The sequence below is a fragment of the Paenibacillus sp. J22R160 genome (assembly GCF_059692135.1).
In genome coordinates this window covers 61,699-85,125 of the sequence record NZ_JCAUAU010000006.1, presented here as the reverse complement: position 1 = coordinate 85,125, position 23,427 = coordinate 61,699, and the positions used below count along the sequence as shown (strand labels likewise).

Here is a 23,427-nt window from a genome sequence, read left to right as displayed (position 1 = left end):
CCAGACTGCAGTTGCTGCGCTAAGCTGATTCAATTTTTAAAGGGAAATCCTCCCGTTATTTCAGCAAATCTTTATTTTGTAATCCAGTTAACTGGAAAAAGTGGCGTTAATTTGCTTCGAAACCCTGCTTCCTAGCTCAATCTTTCTCATTAACAGGAGAAATTCCTTTTATTCATGTCTTAACTGCGTTATTTGACTATATAGCGGTAGTATTTCCAGTTAATTTGAAGAGGCTGCCTCCTACGTTCAAAAGTGAAGCTGATCCTCGTTCCGTTGATGATTTCCGGGACAGCCTCTATGTAAGAAAAAAAACATTGCCATTCATAGGGGAATTTTGGTAATATGAAACTCCGTCTCTACGCTGCGGCTGCAGTGGAAAATCGTTTTTTTTGCACGAAAAAACATAGGAGGTGTACGATGCTTTTCGCGGTTTTAGCCCGCAAGGCATACGCAAGGAACTTGCAATATCGCGGTTCGCATTTGCTCCACAACGCAGTCAGTGCAGTATTTGGCTTCATTTATGCAAGTATTTGGTCTGGACTCGGGAGCGACTCCTCGCTCGGCGACTACGGAGCAAAAGGGATGGTCGGCTACATTGCCTTTAACCAGGCGATCCTGTGGATTACACAGTTTACGACGAACGGACTAGGGCTCGAGCAGTCGGTACGCACAGGTCAAATTGCAGTTGATCTCATGAGACCCGTTCACTTGTTCTATCAAGCCATGAGCAGGGAATGGGGCCAGGTATGGTATCAGTTTCTGTATAAATTTATCCCGATTTACGTCCTCTACTTTTTCATTTTCTCCTTACAGCTTCCACATAAGGCTTCGGTTTACGGCTGGACAGCGATTGCGCTGGTTGCAGCAGCTTATATCTCCATATGCATGAACTATTTGATTGGCATTGCCGCCTTGTGGACCACCGAATCCCGTTGGTTTTACTGGTTGAATTACTCCTTCAGCATGCTGCTCTCCGGATTTTTCATTCCGCTCGAATGGCTGCCGGGTTGGCTTCGCACCCTAAGTGGTTACACGCCTTATCCGTATCTTCTCTATTATCCGACTCGTATTTACTTGCAGCATGAACAAGGCACGATTGTGCTCGGAGCTCTTCTTTGGGGCATCGGGTTTACTTGTGTCTGTCTGGCCGTTACGCAGGCGGTGCGAAGAAAGCTGGAGGTGCAAGGCGGATGATATCAGCTAAACTCTATCTCCTACTGATCAGGGCGAGTTTGCGCAGCCGGATGCAGTATAAGTTTAACTTTATTTTCACAATGGCCATGGCCTCATGCATACAAGTTTCAGAATTTCTCATGGTGGCGTTGGTGATGATGCGCTTCGGGAATATCAAGGGTTGGACGCTGTATGAAGTTTGTTATCTCTATGGCGTCATGATGATCTCGAAAGCGATTTACCGTACGCTGGCTTCTGATGTGCATCATTTGGAGAAATATCTCGTATCCGGTGACCTGGATGCGTTATTAACGCGCCCAGTCCCGGTGCTGCTCGCGCTGATGACACAAAACTCCCGGATCCTCTTCGCTGAGATCGGGCAGGGTATCGTCCTGCTAGTCATTGCCATGCGAGCGCTTATGGCCAATGGGCAGATCGCGTGGTCGGCGATTCCGTTAACGGCATTAATTATCTGTTCGGGAGCGGTTATTTTATTCGCGATCGGGCTGGCTACGGCAGCTGCGGGCTTTTGGCTGACACGCATCGAGTCCTTACAAAATATGACGGAAGACGCCTCTCAAACGGCGGCTCGCTATCCGCTCACGTTATATCCGAAATGGCTGCAAGGCGCTCTTCTAGTGCTTGTACCGGTAGGTTTCGTGAATTATATACCAACTTTATATTTGCTGAGACATGAAGGCGGGATCGGAATGCTGCTTGGAACCATAGGTGTTGCTTGCGCAGCGCTCTGGCTGGCTATGCGGTTTTGGAAACTGGGCTTATCACGCTATCAGAGTACAGGAAGTTAATGTCGTTAATAAAAAGGAGGGATGGCATCAACATGATAACGGTCACGAATTTGCGCAAAACCTTTCAAACCCCCATCGTCCAAGAAGGTAGATTTTCAGGTGTCCGCACCTTGTTCTCGCGGGCCTATAAAGAGAAGGAAGCTGTACGAGATCTCAGCTTTGAGATTGAATCCGGCGAGTTCGTCGGGTATATTGGACCTAATGGAGCGGGAAAATCAACGACAATCAAGATGCTGACCGGCATCCTGCATCCAACATCGGGCGAGGTGCTGATCCATGGCTTAAGTCCGCAAAAGCACCGAAGGCGCGTCGTAGGCAAGCTTGGCGTTGTGTTCGGGCAGCGCAGCCAGCTATGGTGGGATTTGCCAGTTAAGGATTCCTATGAAATTCTAACAGCGATGTATCGCGTGGAGGAGAGCACCTCACGCCGCAGGTTAGACGAGTTGAATGAACTCCTGGAGCTCAAAGAGTTGATGGATATGCCCGTACGCAAGCTTTCACTCGGTCAGCGGATGCGGGCTGATTTGGCGGCATCCATGCTGCACGATCCGGATATTCTGTTCCTTGATGAACCTACAATTGGATTGGACGTTGTGGCTAAAAAGAACATGCGCAGCTTCTTACAGACGTTAAATCAGGAGTTTGGGAAAACGATTTTGCTGACGACACATGACATGGATGATATTGAGCAGTTATGTAAAAGGGTGATCGTGATTAATCACGGTCAGATCGGATATGACGGCTCGCTGGATACACTGCGAGACAGAATCGGTTTGCCAACGATGATGAAGATCACGTATCGAGGGGAGATCACTGTGCCAGAGAGCTGGGAGCTGCCGTTCCGCGTAGTGGAGCAGGAGGCCAACGTGCTGACGGTTGCCTGCAACCGCCAAGAGCTGAAAGCGATGGACGTGCTGCGGATTGTCAGCCTTTGGGGAGATATGGACGATGTACATATGGAAGAGCCTGAGTTTGAAGAAGTCATCCACGGGGTATACAAATAGGCAGGAGGGAGAATAAATGCCAATTGATAAAGATGAGCGGGAGCGGGAAGATCGGCGTGTTGCTTCTGTACGCTCCCAAATTAAAGAGCGAATTATTGACCTAGGGGAGACGGTAGATCAGCGCCGCTCGGAAGTAACGGAGATTGGACGCAGCTTCTGGGATGATATCTCCGTCAATGCGGACAATGCGGACGACGTGATCGAGACAGCAGCGAGTATGGCCCAGCAGGAGCATGTGCTGATGGGTCAGAAGCGCAGTTTTCAGGTGGCGCAGGATGCGCTTTACAAGCTACAGCGCGTTGTTGATGCGCCGTATTTCGCGCGCATTGATTTCCAGGAACGCGGCGAGCAGGAGCGCGAGAAGATTTACATCGGTCTCACTTCCTTCATTGATCCGGAGACGGATGAAATTCTCATATATGACTGGCGCGCACCGATAGCCAGCCTATTCTACGATTACCCGCCGGGACCGGCGACGTATCACACGCCTGAGATGGATGTCAGCGGTGAGCTGCTGCTCAAGCGCCAGTACATCATCAAGGCTGGTGAGCTGCAGGATGTGTTCGACACTGGAATCTCCATCGGCGACGAGATGCTGCAGAAGATGCTCAGCCGCAGCGCCGACGAGAAAATGCACAGCATCGTGACGACGATTCAGCGCGAGCAGAATCAGATCATCCGCGATGACCGGCACAAGGTGCTTGTCGTGCAAGGAGCAGCCGGCAGCGGTAAAACCTCGGTCGCGCTGCAGCGCATCGCGTATTTGCTCTACAAATATCGGACGACGCTCAGCGCCGATAATATGATTTTGTTCTCGCCGAACTCGCTGTTCAGCGATTACGTCTCGCACGTGCTTCCGGAGCTGGGCGAGGCGACTATGCAGCAGACGACCTTTCAAGATTATTTAACCCATAAATTAAGCGATTCAGGGTTAAAGCTCGAAGATCCCTACGATCAGCTGGAATTCATTCTGACTGGCACGGAGCAAGATCCTGCCTATAAAGCACGGCTGCAAAGCATACCGTACAAGACATCGGCAGCCTTCCTCAGCGTCATTGAGGCTTATGGCGAGAAGCTGAAGCATAGCGGTATCCGCTTCGTTGATCTGTCGGTTGGCAAGAAAGTGCTGATCACGGCTGAAGAGCTCAGCGAACGTTTCTACAGCAAAACTTCTATTCTCGCGCTCGGAGAACGTATGGAGCAATTGTCCGAGTGGATGCTGGAGAAACTGGATGAGATTCAAGCGGATGCGCAGAAACGTTTCTATCGCAAAATGGTGCGTGAGCCCAAATATGTGGGTACGGAACCCGAGATGAAGAAAATGAGCAAAATGAAAGCTCACAAAGCGATCGCTCCGCTTAAGGAGAAGGCGCGCAACCTTACTTATGTTGACGTACTTGGCATGTATCGTGATCTGTATACGAACAAGGAGCTGCATCAGGAGCTGACCGCGCAGGCTGGTCAGCAGCTTCCCGAGACTTGGGATAGCATCAGCTCTTTCACATCGGCTGCATTGGAACAAGGGATCTTGCACTATGAGGATGCGACACCGCTTGTGTATCTGAAGGGACTTGTTGAAGGGCAGCTGCGCGTTGGAACGATTCGCTACTGTCTGGTGGATGAGGCGCAGGACTACTCGCCGTTCCACTATGCGTATCTCAAGAAGCTGTTCCCGCGCGCCCGGTTTACCCTGCTTGGCGACTGGAACCAAGGGATATTCACGCACGCGAACGCAGCAAGCGACGCGGACGGCCCTAAGAACGAGTACAGCTCGATCAGCGAGCTGATGAAAGAGGAGGAGACGGAGACGATCCGCCTCGTCAAGAGCTACCGCTCGACGCGCGAAATCGTCCTGTTCGCTAGCCGCGTGCTCCCGTTCGGCGAGCCGATCGAGCCGTTCAGCCGCAGCGGCGAGGAGCCGCGTCTTCTGCGCGCGGCGAACGCGACCGAGCTCGGCCGGTTGGTGGCGGATACCGCGCTGACCCGTCAGCACGGCGGCGCTAGCTCCGTCGCGATCCTGTGCAAGACCGAGCGCGAGACGGAAGCCGCGCACGCAGCCCTTACGGCGCTGCTGCCGGGCCTCACGCGGATCACGAAGGAGACGCTGCACTATGAAGCAGGCGTCATGATCATGCCGGCGTACCTCGCCAAAGGGCTCGAGTTCGACGCCGTGATCCTCTACGATGCCGGGGCGGCTGTTTACGCGGAAGCGAAGGAGCGCAAGCTGTTTTACACGGCTTGCACCCGTGCGCTGCATCACCTGGATGTCTGCTATCTAGGTGAATTGACTCCTTTTCTCCCGCAAAGGTAGACATTCGTCCATACCCATTCGCCCTGCCCGACATAGGATATATCAGGCAATAACACAAGATGAGGCGTTATCAACGGGCAGAGGGGAGGATGTCGCGATGTCAGGAGTTGGATACTCTAGCGCAGCTGTTGTTCTGGTACTGTACATTCTGTTGGTTATCATTCTCGCAACATTCTATTAGGATAAAGTCATATACCGCCCTTCGAGAAATCGAGGGGCGGCTTTTTGTTTGCATGAATTCCACCTGGATTGGAAAACTTAACAAATAAAAAAGTTTCCACCTAATACCAAAGTGGGAGATTACCTTATGGCTGCAAGTTCTAAAAAAATTACTGCGCTTCAGTTGTATTACGTCATCATTATTTCAATTGCCATAACGAATCATGTGCTCCTAATCCCTGTGCTGCTGCATATCGGCAAACGTGATTCTTGGGTGGGTGCGGGCCTATCTATCCTGCCTACATTAATGTGGGTATGTCTCATGTATATCGTGATCAAACGCTCTAATCAACAGAATTTACTGCTATGGATCGGACAGAGATATGGGAAGTTCGTTGTATTCCTTCTAAAAGTGGTCGTCATTGGCATTGCCATGACGCATGCGACCATTACCATGCAGGATATGGTGACATGGACGCACATCTCCTATTTGCCGCGCACCCCGCCGATTATGATCTCGTTGGCGTTTATGGTTTTCTGTTTTTTTGCCGCCCGTGAAGGGATGCGGGCCATCGCGATAACCTCGGGTATTTTGCTCCCCGTGGTTGTATTGCTAGGCTACTTTGTGATGGGCGTAAATTTTCAATACAAAGACTACAGCTTGCTTACGCCCTTATTTACCCATGGATACGGACCAGCGCTGAAATCGATGTATTTAACTAGCGGTTCTTCTTTTGAGCTGTTAAGTATTGTTTTCCTTCAGCATCATGCAGATACCCGCATTCGGCTACCAGCCTTACTCATTGTTGGGGCTTGCTTAGTGGGTCTAACTGTCGGGCCTTTAATTGGGGCTATTGCGATTTTTGGGCCGTTTGAAGCAGATGAATTAAGGTATCCTGCTTTTGAACAATGGCGCATGGCGACACTTGGGAAATATATTTCCCACCTGGATTTCTTATCCATTTTCCAGTGGATATCGGGCGCGTGTATCCGCATGTCCATGCTGATGTTTCTCTCGATTGATGTGTTGATGATCAAAAAGAAACGTACCCGGACACTGCTTTTAATCGGGCTGAGTCTATTTTTCGTCACGATGTGCCTGCTGCCGGTCACGGACAATCAAATGGTGAATTTTATCCAAGACTGGTATTATCCCATGATGTTTGTTACAGGTGCAGGATTGCTCGTTGTCCTGCTTGTACTGACCATTCTGCCGATAAGGCGCAAGGAGAAGGTGATGAAGTGAATGAGCAAGATTTGCGAGATTGGTTTGCCTCGTCGGCTGATGTCATCATCAAGGAGTACCCGTTATCAGAGGGAGATGTCAGTAAGAAGATCCTGCTAATATATTGCGACGGTATGATTAATAAGGATCATATTGAACAGCGTGTACTCCCTAACCTTCAGCGTGTCATCTCACATCGGCAGGAGAGGGACATGTCCGAGTTCACGCTCCCTACACTGCTTCAAATGCAGGAGATAACCGGACCTGACGTTATTGAAACGATGACGGTCAATGTATATTCTGGGTATCTGGTTATGTACTTTGAAGAGCAGCAGCGCCTCTTTGGGCTCGATTTGTCCAATCCGCCCAATCGCTCACCAGAAGAGTCCAATACAGAGACCTCTATCAAAGGGCCAAGGGACGGGTTCACGGAAAGCATCGTAACCAATATAGCGTTGATTCGCAAGAGGCTGTTAACCCGCAGTCTTTGTTGTGAAAAAATGCAAATCGGCAAGCGAAGTCATACCACGGTAGCTCTTATGTATATCGATGACGTCATCGATTCGGATATCCTTCAGGATGCTAGACGCCGGCTGCAGAACATTGATGTGGACGCATTAATTTCCAGCGCGCAGCTCGAGGAATTGTTAACGGAGCAAAAGTACAATTTCTTCCCCCTGCTGGATTATGCGGGTAGACCTGATTTTGTAGCGGATAGCTTGCTGCGCGGTCGTTTCGTCGTTATTGTCGACGGTTCACCAATGGCCCTCATCGCTCCAGCAAATTTGATGTTTATTTTAAAATCGCCAGAAGATGTTCACTCTCCTTTTTATTATGTAGCGTTCGAACGAGTGCTTCGTTTGGGGGGCTTGATCGTTGCCACGTTTCTTCCTGGTTTCTGGATCTCGCTTTCAGCTTTTAATCTCGATCAAATTCCTTTTTCTTTAGTCGCTACCATCTCGTCATCCAGACTGGGATTACCGTTATCGGGTCCAATGGATTTTATCATTATGCTGCTGCTGTTTGAATTGTTTCGAGAAGCTGGCGCGAGGCTGCCTAAAGTCGTCGGACAAACCGTTACCGTTGTTGGAGGACTGATTGTTGGCGATGCGGCGATTCGCTCTGGTATCACCAGCCCGACGACCCTTGTCATAACCTCGATATCGACCATAGCCATGTATACCCTCGTGAACCAGACACTTGCTGGGATCGTGACTTTATTACGGGTCCTTATCTTATTGGAATCGACGATTTTTGGGATCTACGGGTTCATGGTGTCACTGATCGGGCTTATTTTATACATGTCGACCTTGGAATCTTTCGGTGTTCCGTACTTGTCGCCTTTGTCGCCGCCTCGGTTTAGGGAAATGATTCCTGCGATTTTCGCCAAGCCTTTCGGCAGTATGAAGAGTAGACCTAAGATGCTAAGCCCGAAGGACGACACACGTCAGAGTGAGGATCCTCAATGATCATGAAGCGAGTAGGACGGATGATGGTTGGCGTGCTGATTCTCTTCAGTCAGACAGGCTGCTGGGATATGAAAACGATCCAAGACACGAATTACTTTACAGCGATAGGCTTCGATTTCCAAAAAGGGCATTACATCGTCTATGCGCAGATGTTGGATTTCAGCTCCGTCGCGAAACAGGAGGGGGGCAAAGCCGGGCAGCCGCCGCAGATTTGGGTAGGCCGTGAAGAGGGAGCCACCGTGAATGAGGCTTTCAATCGCTTGTACAAAACGACGCAACAGCGCGTCTTTTGGGGACATGTCAGCGCCTATTTGTTTTCCAGCGAGGCTCTGAAGCAAGGGATTAGTAAGTTTATGGACGGATCTGTTCGATACAGTGAAACAAGATTTACGCAATGGATATATAGTACAGATGAGTCAATTGAAGCCATTTTCTCAGTTGTTCCTTTTTTTAATGTCTCTCCAATGGCTTCCATATTGATGAATCCAGTTGAAAATTATCGCCAATTTTCCTTTATACGTCCATTCCGATTGTACAGGGCTGCCGCTTTGCTTCGTGAACCTGGCTATACCTTGATGATGCCGACTTTGAGCATTCGAGACGATGCCTGGAAGAAAAATCAGAAGCCCGATCCTAAATTAGAAGTTAGCGGTGTTTATGCTTTAGGAAAAAATAATCGGGTCGAATGGTTTTCAGATAATCAGTTTAAAGGTGACCGGTGGATGGAGAAAAGTACCGCTCGTTCGCCATTAGTCGTCCATATCAATGGGAAGCCCGTTCGAACGGTTTCTATTCAAAGACCAAAACCCCATATTACACTGCGTAATGGCGGTAATCTGATTTTTGATGTTCATATGAAATGCAAGGCGATCACGATTGAATCTCAGGAAACAATAGATGAGGATACTATACGAAAACAAATTGAAAAGCAGATCATAGAAGAAATCGAGGAAACGTTCAAACAGGGCAAGGGCCAAGGTGTTGATATCTATCAGCTGGAACATACCTTATATAAGCAGGATTTCAAGCAGTGGGCTAGCTTGACCTCGAACGGTAAGCAGCCGCTTGAAGGGTATCAGTTAGGGGATGTTCAAGTGGACGTTCGACTGACCCATTCCGGCATGCTGAGAGAGAGGGTTAAAGATCAGCAGTACTGACGTAATTGGCGGGGGAAGCTCGATGCTTCCTTCTTTTTATTTGTGTAAAATGCGTGGGGAGGTACTCGCCAGAAGGCGAGAGGGTGAACCTGCAAAAAGTGCAGTAAATATCCGTATTTATGAGGATTTGAGAGATCATCCTGCATAAAGTACATCAAATCATCGAGACTATGCGGCAGATGAGGGATTTTCGTGAAATTTGCTGTACAATTTACATGATCTTCGCCCAAGCGGTAGTGAGGAGCCTAATTTTGATGTACTTTTTACAGGTAGTTAGTAATTACCAACTTTGTCTCCCCGCACAGCACCTATTCGCACTATCACAAGTCACACTCGCCGTGCCGCGCCCATTCGCACTATCACAAGTCCCTCTCGCCGCTCCCGCACCTATTCGCACTATCACAAGTTACTCCCGCCGCATCCATTCGCGCCATCAGAGCCACACTCGCCGTGCCGCACCCATTCGCAGCACAACAAGTCACCGATAGGGTGAACCTGCAAAAAGTGCAGCAAATATCCGTATTTATGAGGATTTGAGAGATCATCCTGCATAAAGTACATCAAATCATCGAGACTATGCGGCAGATGAGGGATTTTCGTGAAATTTGCTGTACAATTTACATGATCTTCGCCCAAGCGGTGGTGAGGAGCCTAATTTTGATGTACTTTTTACAGGTAGTTTAGTAATTACCAAGTTTGTAACTCCCCGCACAGCACCTATTCGCACTATCACAAGGCCCTCTCGCCGCGCCGCCCATTCGCACTATCACAAGTCACTCGCGCCGCGCCGCGCCCATTCGCACTATCACAAGTCACACTCGCCGCATCCATTCGCACCATCAGAGCCACACTCCGCGCACTCTAGCACCTCCCGACCAGTTTAGAAATATTTAAGAATTGTTTTAGGCGAGGTTAATAGGTGTTTTAGTGGCAATTAAGATCGGAGGGTTAAGATGATTACATGGAAGCGAGGAACGCATCCAAATTAGATAGAGCGTTAGAAGACGCGGAGGCAAAAAGGTATGAATAAGAAGTTAGCGATGATGGGAGTAGGCGTGGCGGTAGGCAGCATGATGCTGGTAACGTCGGTATACGCTGGTGTGGGCGATGCGCCCGGGTATGAGACGTTTAAATCAGCCGTGAAACAAACGGCAACCGTACACAATGTAACACGCCAAGTGAACGTGACACTGCAGGATAACGGAGCTCAATTGCTAGGCGTAAAGTCCACGATTAAAAGCAGCGGCGAGAATCACGCAGGAAGCGCAGAAGTGACCGTGAATAACGGCACGGACGAACAAACCATTCATTTCTACAACCAAGACGGCAAACAAATTATAAAAACAGACGATTCTGATGTTTACAAAGTATTGGAAGGAGAGGGCCTGGGCGGCAAATTCAAAGATCGTGAAGGCGCAGCGCATCCACCAGATTCCCAAGTCGTTAGCGAAGTTGAAAATGTGGTCGACGCACTCGTCGGCAACCTCAAAAACTATGTCACCATGGATGAAGCCGCAGGCAACGTGAAGGAGATTCATTTCAAATTGTCAGGCAGCCAAATTTCTCCGGTTGTCAACACGATCGGCTCACTTGCCATTAAGCATGGTGCGATGGAGAACAATCAACGCCCAATGCCGTCCAAGGCAGATACGTTTGGTGTTGACGTGACGACACTCAAAAACAGTCTGCCTCATTTAACTTCCGACATCAAAATGGATGAAGTGGAAGTGAACGCCAGCGTAGACAGCGATAATCATATCACTAATCAAACCGCACAAATTCATATTTCCGGTAAAGACGCACAAGGTACAGCACACAACGTCGTATTGAGTGTGGATATGACACTGTCCAGCCTGAACTCGACAACACCGGACACGTTAGATTTGACAGGGAAGCAGCTGGAAACCGTAAAGATTGACCCTGAGAAATCCCATCACAGAAACTAAGGAGAAAAAGGAAGGAGGCAGGGGGAAACACCCACCTCCTTATTCCCTTGAAAGGCGGCTAATGCATGAAACCAGTCGTAGAAATCAATCATCTCACGAAAATTTACAATAACTTGCGCGGCATCCACGAAGTGAACATGACCGTGCAGCAAGGCGACATCTATGGGTTCTTCGGACCGAACGGCGCCGGGAAGACGACCGTCATGAAGATCATGACCGGGCTAATCAAAGCGCAGCAAGGGGAAGTGAAGCTCTTTGGTCATCCGGTGTCAACGCACTACGAGCAGGCGATGGCCAAAGTAGGCGTGCTGATCGAAACCGCCGAAGCGTACTCCTATATGAGCGGCAGACGGAATTTGGAGCTGGCTGCGAGATTTTACCCAGGCATCGGAAAGCAGCGCATAGACGAAGTCTTGGAGATCGTCGGACTTACCCCTTTTCAGCAGGAAAAGGTAGCGGGCTACTCGCTAGGCATGAAGCAGCGGCTAGGACTCGCGGCAGCCATGCTGTCGAAGCCAGAGCTGCTCATACTCGACGAGCCGACGAATGGCCTGGATATCGAGGGGATGGTTCATATCCGCGAGATTATTATGCACCTGGCGCGAGAAGAGCGCATCACGTTCCTGATCTCCAGCCATCTCATCCATGAAATGGAGCTGATGTGCAACCGCATGGGTATCATTCATCAAGGACGTCTTGTCCGCGAGGGGCTCGTATCGGAGATAGCCAAAGGAAGCGCGACGCTGGAAGAAGCGTATCTGCGCGAAATTAAAGAAGTAAGGAGGCTCGCTGCACATGCATAGCCTTACAGCCAATGTCTGGAACGAAACAATCAAAATCACGTCCAAGAAAAAAACGATCTTTTTCCTCGTAGTTACGTTACTGCTTCCACTCCTAGCAGGACTGCTGCTGTCCCAGTTCCAAAGCGGTATCGGAATCGGAGCGATTGCCTCGCAGGATTTTCCCATCATTATGCTGGGGCTGCTCACGAGTATTTTTCTACCGTTGTTCGTTTTCATGGGCGCAGCGGACGTATTCTCCGGCGAGATGGGTGACCGCACGATGAAGAACACATTGACGCGGCCTATTACGCGTTTCAAAGTGTTCGCTTCCAAGCAGATTGCGCTTGGTGTATTTATTGCACTGTACCTAGTTGCCGGCTTACTGGCTTCCGTCATCTCAGCGCTGTTTTTCCAGCATTTTGGCGGCTTTGGGACGATTGTGACCTGGCTCCTCGCGTATGGCGCGGCCTTTCTGCCACTGCTTGTGCTCAGCATCGCCGCTGTGTTTCTGGCACAGTTCTTCTCCAGCTCCTCCTCGGCATTGACCGTGAGCATACTTCTATATTTGGCGTTTAAAGTGGCCGCCTTCTTTATCCCACAAATCGCCACGTACTCGCCGACGGCCTACACAGACTGGCATATGCTTTGGATTGGAAGCGGCATGGCGCTTGGCAAGGTGAGCAGCATCTTTATGTTTTTGATAGCGTGTAGTATATTGTTTTTTACAGCAGGTTTTTATTTGTTTGATAAAAAGGAGATCTGAACACGATGTCGATTCGCTTACGGCTGGTACTCTCATATATCGCCATGCTGCTTGTACCTCTCGTCCTTTCGGGGCTAGCCGTGATCCTAATCTCCATCGCAACGTTCGGCAATCTGAAGTCCGGCTTTCAGGTTGATTTCTCGCAGGGAAATCCGATCAAACGCGTCGTTGAACAAGAACTCGAAAATGTCGCTTACATGAAAGCGAAAACGGAAACCGAACCCGATGTTTTTCTCGATCCCGTGTTTATTCAGGACTTGGAGGATCGTTTTCATAAAATCAATATGGGCATTATCATCCGCAAGGATAAAGAAATCACTTATAGTTCTCCTTACCTGAAAGAAGGGGAGGCGCAGAACAGCTCCAAGCTTCCCTCTTACGGCACCTCATCCGGCCAATTTCAGCGCAATCAAGGTTCTCTGTGGATAACTAGGCAGCAGGATTTTCTGTTTTCGGATCATAGTAAAGGGTCCGTCTTTGTATTTTTGGATGGAGGTCCATTTCAGAAATATTTGCATCAGTTTTCAAAAGCGGTTATTTTGACGTTTATCCTCATCCTCGTTGGTACGAATGGCGTACTGACATTCTTCGTTTCACGCAGCATAATTAAACCTCTTAAGGCGCTCAAACGAGCGGCGGAGGAGATCAAAGAAGGCAATCTGGATTTTGAAGTCGTGCAGCAATCCGATGATGAAATCGGCGAGCTCAGCAGAGCTTTTGAAGAAATGAGGCGCAAACTCAAGAAATCCGTTGACCTTCAGCTTCAGTATGAAGAAAACCGCAAAGAGCTTATTTCTAACATTTCGCATGATCTGAAGACACCGGTTACGGCCATTAAAGGATATGCCCACGGCATTATGGACGGCGTCACGAACTCTCCGGATAAGCTGGAGAAATATATTCGAACCATTTACACCAAAGCGGCGGATATGGATCGGCTGATTGATGAGCTGTTTTTATTTTCCAAGCTGGATCTGGGCAAAGTTCCGTTTCAGTTCGAAACCGTGGATCTAGGTCAGTATGTACAGGATTGCGCGCAAGAGTTACAGTTCGATATGGAGAAAAAAGGTGTTCATTTCAAGCTTACCGAGCTGCCAAAGGAGCCTCTTCTTGTAACAGCAGACCGTGATAAGCTGCGCCGCGTGCTGCTGAACATCATCGAAAATGCAATCAAATACAGTGATGAAGGCAATTGCCGCATCACCCTAACACTCAGAGAAATCGACGGCAACGCCGTCATTCAAATAAAAGATTCCGGTCAAGGCATATCGGAGGAGGCGCTGCCTCATATATTTGACCGGTTTTACCGGGCAGATCCTTCGCGCAACACCGCGACCGGAGGAAGCGGGCTGGGCCTTGCGATAGCCAAACAAATCATGGAAGAGCACGGCGGTCGTATTGGCGCAACGAGTATGATTGGACAGGGAACAACCGTCTATATGGCATTACCGCTTAACAAGCAGGAGGAGAATCAAGGATGAACCGGATTTTGATCATTGAGGATGAACAAAGCATCGCCGAGCTGGAGCGGGACTACCTAGAGATCAGCGGTTATGAAGTGGATATCGAGAATAGCGGAGACAAAGGGCTGCAGCTTGCGCTCTCAAAGGAGTATGACCTCATCATTCTCGACTTAATGCTGCCGAAGATGGACGGTTTCGAGATTTGTCGGCGCGTTCGCAGCGAGAAGGACATTCCGATTCTAATGGTTTCCGCTAAAAAGGAAGACATCGATAAAATCCGCGGCTTAGGCCTCGGCGCCGACGACTACATGATCAAACCCTTCAGTCCCAGCGAGCTGGTGGCAAGGGTCAAAGCACATCTTGCCCGGTACGAAAGGCTGATGGGGCGGCGTGAAGCGAAGAACGACGAGGTCCGTATTCGCGGCTTGATGATTGATAAAACAGCGCGCCGCGTTTTTGTAAATGAGCGGGAGGTTGTGTTTACGACGAAAGAATTCGACCTGCTCACGCATTTGGCGATGAATCCCAATCGAGTGTACAGCAAAGAGCAGTTGTTCGATCTCCTCTGGGGGATGGATGCCATGGGCGAAATCGCGACAGTCACGGTGCATATCCGGAAGCTGCGTGAGAAGATTGAGCAAGATCCTTCGAATCCGCAGTATATTGAGACGATTTGGGGTGCGGGATATCGGTTCCGAATATAAAGTGAAGCCTGGAAAGAGTGGATACTCTGGACGGGCTTTTTTTGTTTTTGGCTAAACCCTATGACTTAGTTGTGAATGCTTGCCAAGTCACTGTATACACTATAGAATTACTCATAAAAGTAATAATTTGTAAAAAACTCCATTCGAGAGGGAATTGAAAAATAGCGTACGGTCAAACAAAGGAGACAATCATCCCCATGAAAATCCTGATTAATGCAATGATTCTATTATTTGGCCTTCCTCCGCTGGCCTTTCAGCTCTATTATAGGCACTGGTACTTCGCCATTTTCGTTCTCGTTTGCATGATTGTTATGCTCGTTTCTACTAATTCAGAAATAAAGAAAAAGTAGATTGTAAAAAACAACGTTGGTACTTTTGGTCGCTGATTGTTCATACCGCATAGGAGAATTAGATGAAAAATAACCGATTAGTCATTTCTGTTATGGCATGTAACATAGTCTTTATGCTGTTTGCTCTGTACGGTAAAAACTACGTTGAGTACGCTCCAACTATTGGATGGATAGGTGCACTCATTGCATCTACTACTATTTCCATAGTATACTTCACCAAAAAAAATCTAAGATAAGGCTTGGATAAGAAAACTGGAATACGGTTCTTAATATTTTTAGTATTTTTCACTATAGTTACGGTTATATCCATGCTTTTACGGGGGACGTTTGACTGGAGCTGGTTCACGGTGTCTGTCATTTTTGTTCCAGCGATTCTATTAAGTATGTTTGTATCGGTTTCTATGAAAAGAAGATAATGTATCTGATACTTGTAAATTAAGCATTTAAAAGAAGCCTGCCAGAGTGAACAGCTCTAGAAGGTTTTTTGTATTTTTCTACCTAAAAAAGCAATTCATTCATCTCTGTTTATATACACATCGTTAATGTTAATATATTGTAAAGGTTATCTAACATAGGGGAGACAACAACGATGATGGTGACTGTGGATATACATGACTTAATAAAGCTAGGAATCGCAGCTATTTTTGGTTTAATAATTGGTCTAGAACGAGAAATCAGAAATAAACCGCTTGGACTCAAAACCTCTCTAGTCATTTGTCTAAGTAGTTGCTTGCTGACAATTGTATCTATTGAATCTGCGAATAAATATGCAGTTCCCGGGCTTCATGTTATGGATCCTATGCGGCTTGCGGCGCAGGTAGTTAGCGGGATCGGATTTCTTGGCGCAGGGGTCATTCTTCGGAAGCATAATGATGTCATTATAGGATTAACGACGGCGGCGATGATCTGGGGAGCAGCTGGGTTAGGAATTGCCATTGGCGCAGGTTTTTTTGTTGAAGCGTTTGTGGGACTGCTGCTAATTATGGTGAGTGTCGTGGTATTGCCGTACTATATTAAGAAAATGGGGCCAAGACCGCTGCTAATGAAAGATTTGCGAGTCAAGCTCATCGTGTCGCATGAGGGTAGTTTAACGAATATCATCAAGGACATTATTGCTAGAGGATATAGAATGAAAAGCGTACACATAAAAGAGTTGAGCCAGGAGCTGCAGGAACTCAATTTCATCGTTTTCATTGACCGTAAGTACGCTTCAGAAGTATATGAAGAGTTAAAGAGCATGGCGTATATTGAAATGGCCGAAGTAGAGACTTTGTAGAGGTAGGGATTGGAGCAGCGGCATGAGTAGCTGCGTTCCGATCCTTTTTATTAGGAGCTTAAATTGGCTGTGATGGATGCTTCGTTGCATTTTGTGCAGCGAAAGAGGAGATTTTTGCTGCCTGATGGGTAGTTCGTTGTACAACATACAACGTTATCAGACAAATGGCTGAGAATGGGGTGATTTCGGCTAAAATGGTTGCACGATGTACAACGAGGAGCTGAGACGATACTTATTTTGATCAATAAGATTGTAATAAGTGCAACATAGGCGGGACGGTGTCAATTACTCAGGTAAGAAGCGAGCCATGCGAAGTGCCAAAGCCCGCCAACATGTATTAGGCCGTAATAGCGACAGCAGCTGCGAATTTAGCACCTAGCTCGCGACATAATTTCTTTTGCTCGCTAGTCGGATTAAATTCGATTTTCAAACCGTCAAACACTTTCTCAGTACCGATCTCGGCAAGTCTAGCTTCGATTGTGTCCACGGCAGCGCCGAAGTGCGTGTAAGAGGAGTCAGCGGAGCCGAATGCACCGGATTTGCGGCCATTTAGGTCCAAATCTTCTAATTCATCGTAGAAGTCCTCGAATTCGTCTGGCAGATCGCCGTCGCCCCATGTATAAGCTCCAAGCAGAATGCCATCGTAGTTCAAGAGATCTACACCACTCGCATCCATGACGGATTTCACAACAGGCTCAATGCCTGCCTCACGTATGCCCTCAGCGATTTCTTCAGCGATTTCCTCCGTATTTCCTGACATGCTGGCGTAAACAATAATGATTTTTGGCATGGGAATCCCTCCACGAATTGTTTGTATAGGTATGTAGTCATCTTGTAAATGTCTTGTTGTTACCAACCACCTTCATATTATTTGATAATGATTATCATTGTCAATACTTAGTTGAGAATTTGTTGAGAATGAACATTTTTTGCTGAGATGGCCGGCTAGGAAGGACTATACGACTTTGAGGCAGAAATCATGTTACAATATCGAAAACATGAACTTATCGCAGCTTATGAAAAGGGGAACTGGCATGGAGGATATCCACCTGCATTTGAAAAACCTCGGCTTCACAGACCTGGAAGCCAAGTGCCTGCATGTGCTTGCCGAAAGCGGCACACAGACGGGTTATGAAATCGCCAAGCAGCTTGGCGTATCGCGTTCGAATGTTTACTCCGCGCTCCAGAAGCTGGCGGAGAAGGGCGCAGTGCTCACCAGTCACGGTGAGCCGACGCACTACCAAAGCGTGCCGATCGAGGAGATCGGCGAGCGTGTTGAGGCGGAGCTGCAGGCGTCTATCCGCTACGTGAAAGAGCATATGCCGAAGCAAGGTGCGCACCGTTCGGAGTACTTCAGCTTGGAAGGCGACGCCAAGGTACTTGATCGTATCCGAACGGAGCTGAGGAAAGCGAAGGAAGAGGTGCTTTGCGACCTATGGGCGCAGGAAGCGCAGCTGCTGAAGGAGGACCTGCGGAAGGTTCCGACGCAGGGAGTGCGCCTGCTTGTTTCGACGATCGGCGATGCGTCTCTGCCGAGTGGCGTGCAGCAGTTCTCGCATAAACGTGATGCCATGTGGAACGAGCGCAATGGGCGGAAATTTACACTGCTGATCGACCGCAAGCTGGCCATTGTTGGCACAAGAGGCGGCGACGAGCCGACACTTGCGATGTTGACAGAGCACCCAGCGATGGTGGAGCTGCTGCTCAATAGCTTTTGGCGTGATGTGGTGGTTCACGAGCTGCAGCAGGATATGGGCGCTAAGCTGGAAGATAAATATGGGAAAAATTTCAAGAAAATCATACAGAAGTATACCGCTGCTGAAAGTAGAGAGAAGGATGCACCAGCCGTAGAGGCAGGACTGGAACCCGCAACAATTGAGGGTAAAGCTGTTGAAGAAAAGCCTAGAGAAGGAAAAACTAGTGAAGGAAAAACTGCTGAAGGAAAAACTAGTGAAGGAAAAACTGCTGAAGGAAAGTCTAACGAAGCTAAATCCGGTGAAGGAAAGAGGAAAAAGAAGAAATGACGCAGCATGATGGGGAATACTTGGCGAGAGAACAACAAGAGAGCATCCTACTCGCGGCGGAGACGCTCGTGAAGGAGAAGCTGGAGCGCGATAGCAGTGGCCACGACTGGTGGCACATCTATCGCGTCGTGCAGACGACGAAGCGCATCGCCGCCCAAGAGGGCGCCGACGCTTTCGTCTGCGAGCTTGCAGCGCTGCTTCACGACGTTGTCGACGAGAAGCTGAATGCGGATCCAGCCGCTGCGCAGCGCGGGCTGGAAGCATGGCTGGCCGCCAGCGGTGCGCCGGCGGCCGCAGTGGATCACGTGCTGGAGATCATCAGCACGATGTCGTTCAAGGGCGGCGCGCGGCCTCCGATGCGCACGCTTGAGGGCCAGGTCGTGCAGGATGCCGACCGGCTGGATGCGATAGGCGCGGTAGGCATCTCGCGCGTATTTGCTTATTCGGGCTGGAAGGGCCGCCCGATTCATGATCCCTCCGTCACGGCGCGTGAGCACCTGACGGAAGCGGAGTATCGCGCGGGGAATGACACCGCGATTAATCACTTTTACGAGAAGCTCCTTAAGCTGAAGGAGCTGATGAATACGGCTTACGCCCGCAAGCTTGCGGAGGAGCGGCACCGCTTCATGGAGCTGTACCTCGAGCAGTTTTATGCGGAGTGGGAAGGCGAACGTTAATCTTTTTGCTGCGGCAGCAAGAGCTGGGCTCGTGCGACGCCAGCTTTCGGGTTGGGCTGTTAACGGGAAAATTTCCCGTTATTTTCACTCGAATGAGCCATTTGAGCGGATGAACTGGAATTTCTCCATCTAAATGCCGCCGGAAACCCCAAAAGCAGGTAAACAAGGTTGAATTAACAGGACTTTTTCCAGTTAACTCATACCATCGATGCATACTAGTGGAAATTAACGCCACTTTTTCCTGTTAATTTCCTTAATCGTACGAAGAAAAACCGTCCAGGCGAAGAGCAAAGAGCCTAACGGTTTTTTGCGTTTTCACTCAAACGAAGGCTTCGTCAACGGACAATTCGGCAAAGTAAGAATCTCCAGGTTGTAAGCAGCCAGCTTACGCAAGAAATAGCAGGTTTCCGGCAGGTGATGCTCGAGGAAACGCAAGGTCAGGCGGCTAAGCAGCTCAGTATGCTGATACTCCCGGATCACCTCTTCGACGACCCGATAGAAGCCGATAACGGTCTCCGCCACTTGTCTGGCGAACTTCTGCTGGACCGGGAATCCCGGTGCGGTGAAGCGGAGGAAGCCGCGGATGGCGGTATTTTTGACAATATGGGCGCTGAATTGCTGCGCGTACTGCTGGGTGCTTTTCAGCAGCTCCATTTCCGTTGGATCCAAGTGATTGCCAAGAAGCACGGTATGTCCAAGTTGGTCCTCCAGCCACATCTCCATCAGCGCAACAAGCGGCAGGGGCTCGTAAGGCACTCCGTTCATCCAAGCGTGCAAAATCCGCAGATATTCGCCGTTCTCGAGTAAGGTTCCGTTGAAATACACGGGTGTCAGCGAGATGACGACTTTATTTTCTATTCGCAAATGCTGCATAAAACCTTCAAACTGATAAAAACCAAGCGCAACGGGGTATATGTCTTTAGAGAGCTTAATCATGGTTTCCGAGGAGACCGGCAGGGAAGGATCTGTTTTCAAAATGCGGTTCCGCAGTTCGGTGAATGCCGCTATGTACCGTTTGGCAATGGTGATCCACTGCACCTCTTCATTGGCAAGCGCCTCGTCCACAAAAATGGCGTGATCCTGTAGAATTTCGACCCAAAACAATTGTTCCTGCCAGGGCGTGATGGTCTCATTTAGGCTCATGGAAAGGTTCCTCCTAGATCTCTTTACTTCCGGCCAAGCCTTGCCGATACTACACATACCGAAGTGTATTCTACCGATTCAGGTTCGAGAACAGCTTTCGTCGGAATTTGTGGTAAAATAGAACGAATAGCGATAGAAATTCGAGTAGAAAGAGATGTTATGACGATGAAAAAAGAAGCAAAGTATATAGCAACAGTCTCCTTAGGTGTGATGGGAGCAGGCTTTTTGGCTACACTTCCTGTAGCTTCCACGGTGTGGGGAGGCTTTCTGCAAGGCGGCTTTGAAGCCGGGGTTGTCGGCGGTTTGGCAGACTGGTTCGCGGTTAGCGCCTTGTTCCGTCACCCGATGGGGATTCCGATTCCGCATACGGCGCTGCTGCCGAAGAATCGCGAGAAAATTACGAATGCGCTTGTTTCCACGGTTCAAAATGAGCTGCTCTCCAAAGAAACCATCCGTGCCCGTTTGCAGCAAATTCGTTTTCTTGAAAGAGGGCTCGAGCTAGCGGAAAGCCATCTGGACAGCGAAGCGCTTCACAAAGGCCTAAGTGCGCTTGCCAAACAAGCGTTAAACGCCATTGATCTTGAAAAATTAACACCGCTGCTGGCGGATGAGATTAGCAAAGCGCTCCAGGATGTGGATACGAGCCGACTTGTTCGCGCGCTTGTCGATACGGTTAAGGACGGCGGTTATGACGGCAAAACGTTTGATTTTGTCCTCGATAAAGTGGAAGCCTGGGCGTTCAAAACAGAGACACGCGATCAGCTTGGGGCCATGGCGCTCAAGGCGTTCGAGGGGCTGCAATCCAACGGCTTCATGGCGTTTGCCGTGAACGCGTTCATCGGGATGGTCAATGAGGAGAAGATCGGGGGCATTATCCAGAACTTCTTGCTTTCCTACATTGAGCAAATGCGCATGAAGCAGCATCCACGTAGAGAGGCTGTGCTTTCCTTTATTCGCAATGAGCTGAATAAGCTGGAGAGAAATCCGAAGCTTTTGGCCGAACTGGATTCACTCAAAACGAAGCTGCCAGATATGTTCGAACTGGATACGAAGCTATCAGGACTTCTCGCACGTCTGAAAGCTAGAGCTGAGGAGTTCGTGGATCAGCCTGATTTTGTCCCTGCACATGTCGTGCCGATCATTCGGAATGTGCTCGCCTCCGTGAAGGAGAACGAAGCTTTGCTGCAGCGCGGCGAGATCTGGGTGCAGGAGCAGATTGCGTCCTATTTGGAGAAAAATCATAGCAAGATCGGACAGCTCGTCAAAGAAAACCTGGATAAATTCGATAACGAAAAGCTGACTGAGCTGATGGAAGATAAGATTGGCAAGGATTTGCAATGGATTCGCGTCAACGGTGCGATCTGCGGATTTATCATCGGACTTGGTCTCGCAGGATTAAAGATGCTGTTTTAATAGTAACGACTACGGGACATACCCGAGTGGGGGGAAGCATTTTGATCGAGATGAAAGGTGTCAGCAAGACGTTCGTACAGCGAATCGGCGGCAATTACAAGGCGCTTGACAATATTACATTAACGATAAAAAAAGGGGAGTTCGTCTCCGTTCTGGGGCCATCCGGCTGCGGGAAGTCCACGGTGCTGAACCTCGTTGCAGGCTTCGATACACAAACTGAGGGCACGATTGAAGTGAACGGTAGGAAGGTAACAGGCGCAGGGGCTGACCGCGTGGTCGTGTTCCAAGAGCACGGCCTGTTCCCGTGGCTGACTGTACTTGACAATGTAGCCTTCGGCCTCAAGCAGAAAGGCATCCCCAAAAAAGAGCGCCACGAGCTCGCCATGGAGCAGATCAAAGCGGTGCATCTCAGCCGCTTCGCAGATCGCTACCCGCATGAGCTATCCGGCGGGATGAAGCAGCGGGCAGCGATTGCCAGAGCGTTGGCGATGGATCCTGAAATTTTGCTCATGGATGAGCCGTTTGCGGCGTTAGATGAGCAGACTCGTCTTATTTTACATAAAGAATTGGAAGAAATCTGGATGCGGACGCGTAAAACGATTCTCTTTATCACCCATAACATCCGCGAAGCGGTCATTCTCTCCGATCGAGTTGTCGTCATGTCCACACGTCCTGGCACGATTAAGAAGGAGTTCACCGTGCAGGCGGCAAGACCCCGAGATACGGCCGATCCGCTGCTGCATCATGTGGAGAATGCGGCCATGGACGCGCTGGCGGATGAGCTTGAGAAGGTGGTAAGGGAGGAGACGGGCGATGAGTACCGCATTAAGAAGAACGATTTTTCTGGTACTGCTTCTGATAGCTTGGGAGGCGGGATTTAGGTTGTTTGATTGGGGCTGGAAATTTCCTTCGCCGACCCAGACGCTGCAAGCTTTTTATGACGGATTGGTACATGGCGAGCTGCTCGCAGCGACTTTAGCCAGCATGATCCGACTTTTGGTTTCCTTCGCCCTGTCGCTTGCGATTGGGACGACATTAGGCTTCTTATTCGCACGTTACCGTCTGCTGGATGATACGCTGGGCTTTTTGGTCGTTTCGCTGCAGACTATTCCAAGTATTGCTTGGCTGCCTTTTGCTATTATATGGTTCGGTCTTAACGAATCTTCGGTTATTTTCATTACGACGCTAGGCGCAACCTGGACGATGGCGCTTGCAAGCCGCACAGGAATCAAAAACATTCCGCCGATTTACCTGCGCGCTGCACAGACCATGGGAACTGGCAACGGGTATAAAATGTTCGTGCAAATCATGATTCCGGCGGCTTTCCCGCATTTAATCAACGGTGTGCGTACGGCTTGGGCCTTTGCTTGGCGCGCCCTTGTTGCCGGGGAGCTTATCGCCAAAGGGGCGGGACTCGGTCAGCTGCTGCAGGACGGGCGCAATCTGGGCGACACTTCGCTCATGCTGTGCATCGTCATCATTATTGCCGTGCTGGGCACAGTCTCTGACCATTTCTGCTTTAAGAAACTAGAAGATAAAGTGCTGGAGCGCTACGGCCTTGCCGGCTCGAAGTCTTAGC

The 23,427-nt window shown here is 49.3% G+C and carries 20 protein-coding genes; 18 read left to right on the top strand and 2 right to left on the bottom strand.

Annotated elements, in window-relative coordinates; genetic code table 11:
- Positions 1 to 417 precede the first annotated feature (417 nt).
- The 13 genes from AC58UW_RS15770 to AC58UW_RS15710 all read left to right on the top strand — a co-directional run bounded on the left by AC58UW_RS15770 (position 418) and on the right by AC58UW_RS15710 (position 16,591).
- Positions 418 to 1,194, top strand: a complete 777-nt coding sequence (locus AC58UW_RS15770) for an ABC transporter permease (protein ID WP_497421598.1) — start codon at positions 418 to 420, stop codon at positions 1,192 to 1,194.
- Positions 1,191 to 1,982: an ABC transporter permease gene (locus AC58UW_RS15765; RefSeq protein ID WP_497421597.1), complete on the top strand. Its 792-nt coding sequence runs from the start codon at positions 1,191 to 1,193 to the stop codon at positions 1,980 to 1,982. Before AC58UW_RS15770 ends, AC58UW_RS15765 begins: the two co-directional genes overlap by 4 nt.
- 32 nt (positions 1,983 to 2,014) lie before the next feature.
- Positions 2,015 to 2,986: an ABC transporter ATP-binding protein gene (locus tag AC58UW_RS15760; RefSeq protein WP_497421596.1), complete on the top strand. Its 972-nt coding sequence runs from the start codon at positions 2,015 to 2,017 to the stop codon at positions 2,984 to 2,986.
- Positions 2,987 to 3,002: 16 nt separating this feature from the next.
- Complete coding sequence (helD, locus tag AC58UW_RS15755) at positions 3,003 to 5,297, top strand: RNA polymerase recycling motor HelD (protein ID WP_497421595.1); 2,295 nt, start codon at positions 3,003 to 3,005, stop codon at positions 5,295 to 5,297.
- A gap of 307 nt (positions 5,298 to 5,604) precedes the next feature.
- Positions 5,605 to 6,702, top strand: coding sequence for an endospore germination permease (locus tag AC58UW_RS15750; RefSeq protein WP_497421594.1), 1,098 nt, complete (start codon positions 5,605 to 5,607; stop codon positions 6,700 to 6,702).
- The gene (locus AC58UW_RS15745; protein ID WP_497421593.1) at positions 6,699 to 8,150 is read left to right on the top strand and encodes a spore germination protein; all 1,452 of its coding nucleotides are present in this window, start codon (positions 6,699 to 6,701) and stop codon (positions 8,148 to 8,150) included. The genes AC58UW_RS15750 and AC58UW_RS15745 overlap by 4 nt, the downstream gene beginning before the upstream one ends.
- Entirely contained in the window at positions 8,147 to 9,307 is a 1,161-nt protein-coding gene (locus AC58UW_RS15740) for a Ger(x)C family spore germination protein (protein ID WP_497421592.1), read from the top strand. Before AC58UW_RS15745 ends, AC58UW_RS15740 begins: the two co-directional genes overlap by 4 nt.
- A gap of 1,022 nt (positions 9,308 to 10,329) precedes the next feature.
- Positions 10,330 to 11,253: a hypothetical protein gene (locus AC58UW_RS15735; protein ID WP_497421591.1), complete on the top strand. Its 924-nt coding sequence runs from the start codon at positions 10,330 to 10,332 to the stop codon at positions 11,251 to 11,253.
- Positions 11,254 to 11,318: 65 nt separating this feature from the next.
- Complete coding sequence (locus tag AC58UW_RS15730) at positions 11,319 to 12,056, top strand: ABC transporter ATP-binding protein (protein ID WP_497421590.1); 738 nt, start codon at positions 11,319 to 11,321, stop codon at positions 12,054 to 12,056.
- Positions 12,049 to 12,798: a DUF2705 family protein gene (locus tag AC58UW_RS15725; protein WP_497421589.1), complete on the top strand. Its 750-nt coding sequence runs from the start codon at positions 12,049 to 12,051 to the stop codon at positions 12,796 to 12,798. The genes AC58UW_RS15730 and AC58UW_RS15725 overlap by 8 nt, the downstream gene beginning before the upstream one ends.
- A gap of 5 nt (positions 12,799 to 12,803) precedes the next feature.
- Positions 12,804 to 14,279 carry a sensor histidine kinase gene (locus tag AC58UW_RS15720; protein ID WP_497421588.1) on the top strand — a complete coding sequence of 492 codons (1,476 nt, stop codon included), beginning with the start codon at positions 12,804 to 12,806 and terminating at the stop codon, positions 14,277 to 14,279.
- Positions 14,276 to 14,965, top strand: coding sequence for a response regulator transcription factor (locus tag AC58UW_RS15715; RefSeq protein ID WP_497421587.1), 690 nt, complete (start codon positions 14,276 to 14,278; stop codon positions 14,963 to 14,965). The genes AC58UW_RS15720 and AC58UW_RS15715 overlap by 4 nt, the downstream gene beginning before the upstream one ends.
- A 951-nt stretch (positions 14,966 to 15,916) precedes the next feature.
- Positions 15,917 to 16,591, top strand: coding sequence for an MgtC/SapB family protein (locus AC58UW_RS15710; RefSeq protein ID WP_497421779.1), 675 nt, complete (start codon positions 15,917 to 15,919; stop codon positions 16,589 to 16,591).
- Positions 16,592 to 16,928: 337 nt separating this feature from the next.
- On the opposite strand, the gene AC58UW_RS15705 is transcribed toward AC58UW_RS15710, so the two are convergent.
- On the bottom strand, positions 16,929 to 17,381 hold the full coding sequence (locus AC58UW_RS15705; RefSeq protein ID WP_497421586.1) for a flavodoxin: 453 nt from the start codon (positions 17,379 to 17,381) through the stop codon (positions 16,929 to 16,931).
- Between the two features lie 208 nt (positions 17,382 to 17,589).
- Between AC58UW_RS15705 and AC58UW_RS15700 the strand changes: the two genes are divergently transcribed.
- Both AC58UW_RS15700 and AC58UW_RS15695 read left to right on the top strand, forming a co-directional pair.
- A complete protein-coding gene (locus AC58UW_RS15700) occupies positions 17,590 to 18,615 on the top strand; it encodes a helix-turn-helix domain-containing protein (RefSeq protein ID WP_497421585.1) in 1,026 nt (341 codons plus the stop codon).
- Positions 18,612 to 19,292 carry an HD domain-containing protein gene (locus AC58UW_RS15695; protein ID WP_497421584.1) on the top strand — a complete coding sequence of 227 codons (681 nt, stop codon included), beginning with the start codon at positions 18,612 to 18,614 and terminating at the stop codon, positions 19,290 to 19,292. The genes AC58UW_RS15700 and AC58UW_RS15695 overlap by 4 nt, the downstream gene beginning before the upstream one ends.
- A 315-nt stretch (positions 19,293 to 19,607) precedes the next feature.
- Here the strand turns inward: AC58UW_RS15695 and AC58UW_RS15690 are convergent, their stop codons facing one another.
- A complete protein-coding gene (locus tag AC58UW_RS15690) occupies positions 19,608 to 20,435 on the bottom strand; it encodes a DUF2935 domain-containing protein (protein WP_497421583.1) in 828 nt (275 codons plus the stop codon).
- 165 nt (positions 20,436 to 20,600) lie between these two features.
- Here AC58UW_RS15690 and AC58UW_RS15685 point away from each other — a divergent pair, with 165 nt between their 5' ends.
- Genes AC58UW_RS15685 through AC58UW_RS15675 form a run of 3 tightly spaced genes read left to right on the top strand, consistent with a single transcriptional unit; the run spans position 20,601 to position 23,426 of the window.
- Positions 20,601 to 21,848: a DUF445 domain-containing protein gene (locus tag AC58UW_RS15685; protein ID WP_497421582.1), complete on the top strand. Its 1,248-nt coding sequence runs from the start codon at positions 20,601 to 20,603 to the stop codon at positions 21,846 to 21,848.
- 41 nt (positions 21,849 to 21,889) lie between these two features.
- A complete protein-coding gene (locus AC58UW_RS15680) occupies positions 21,890 to 22,729 on the top strand; it encodes an ABC transporter ATP-binding protein (RefSeq protein WP_497421581.1) in 840 nt (279 codons plus the stop codon).
- Complete coding sequence (locus tag AC58UW_RS15675) at positions 22,662 to 23,426, top strand: ABC transporter permease (RefSeq protein ID WP_161407932.1); 765 nt, start codon at positions 22,662 to 22,664, stop codon at positions 23,424 to 23,426. The genes AC58UW_RS15680 and AC58UW_RS15675 overlap by 68 nt, the downstream gene beginning before the upstream one ends.
- Position 23,427 lies beyond the last annotated feature (1 nt).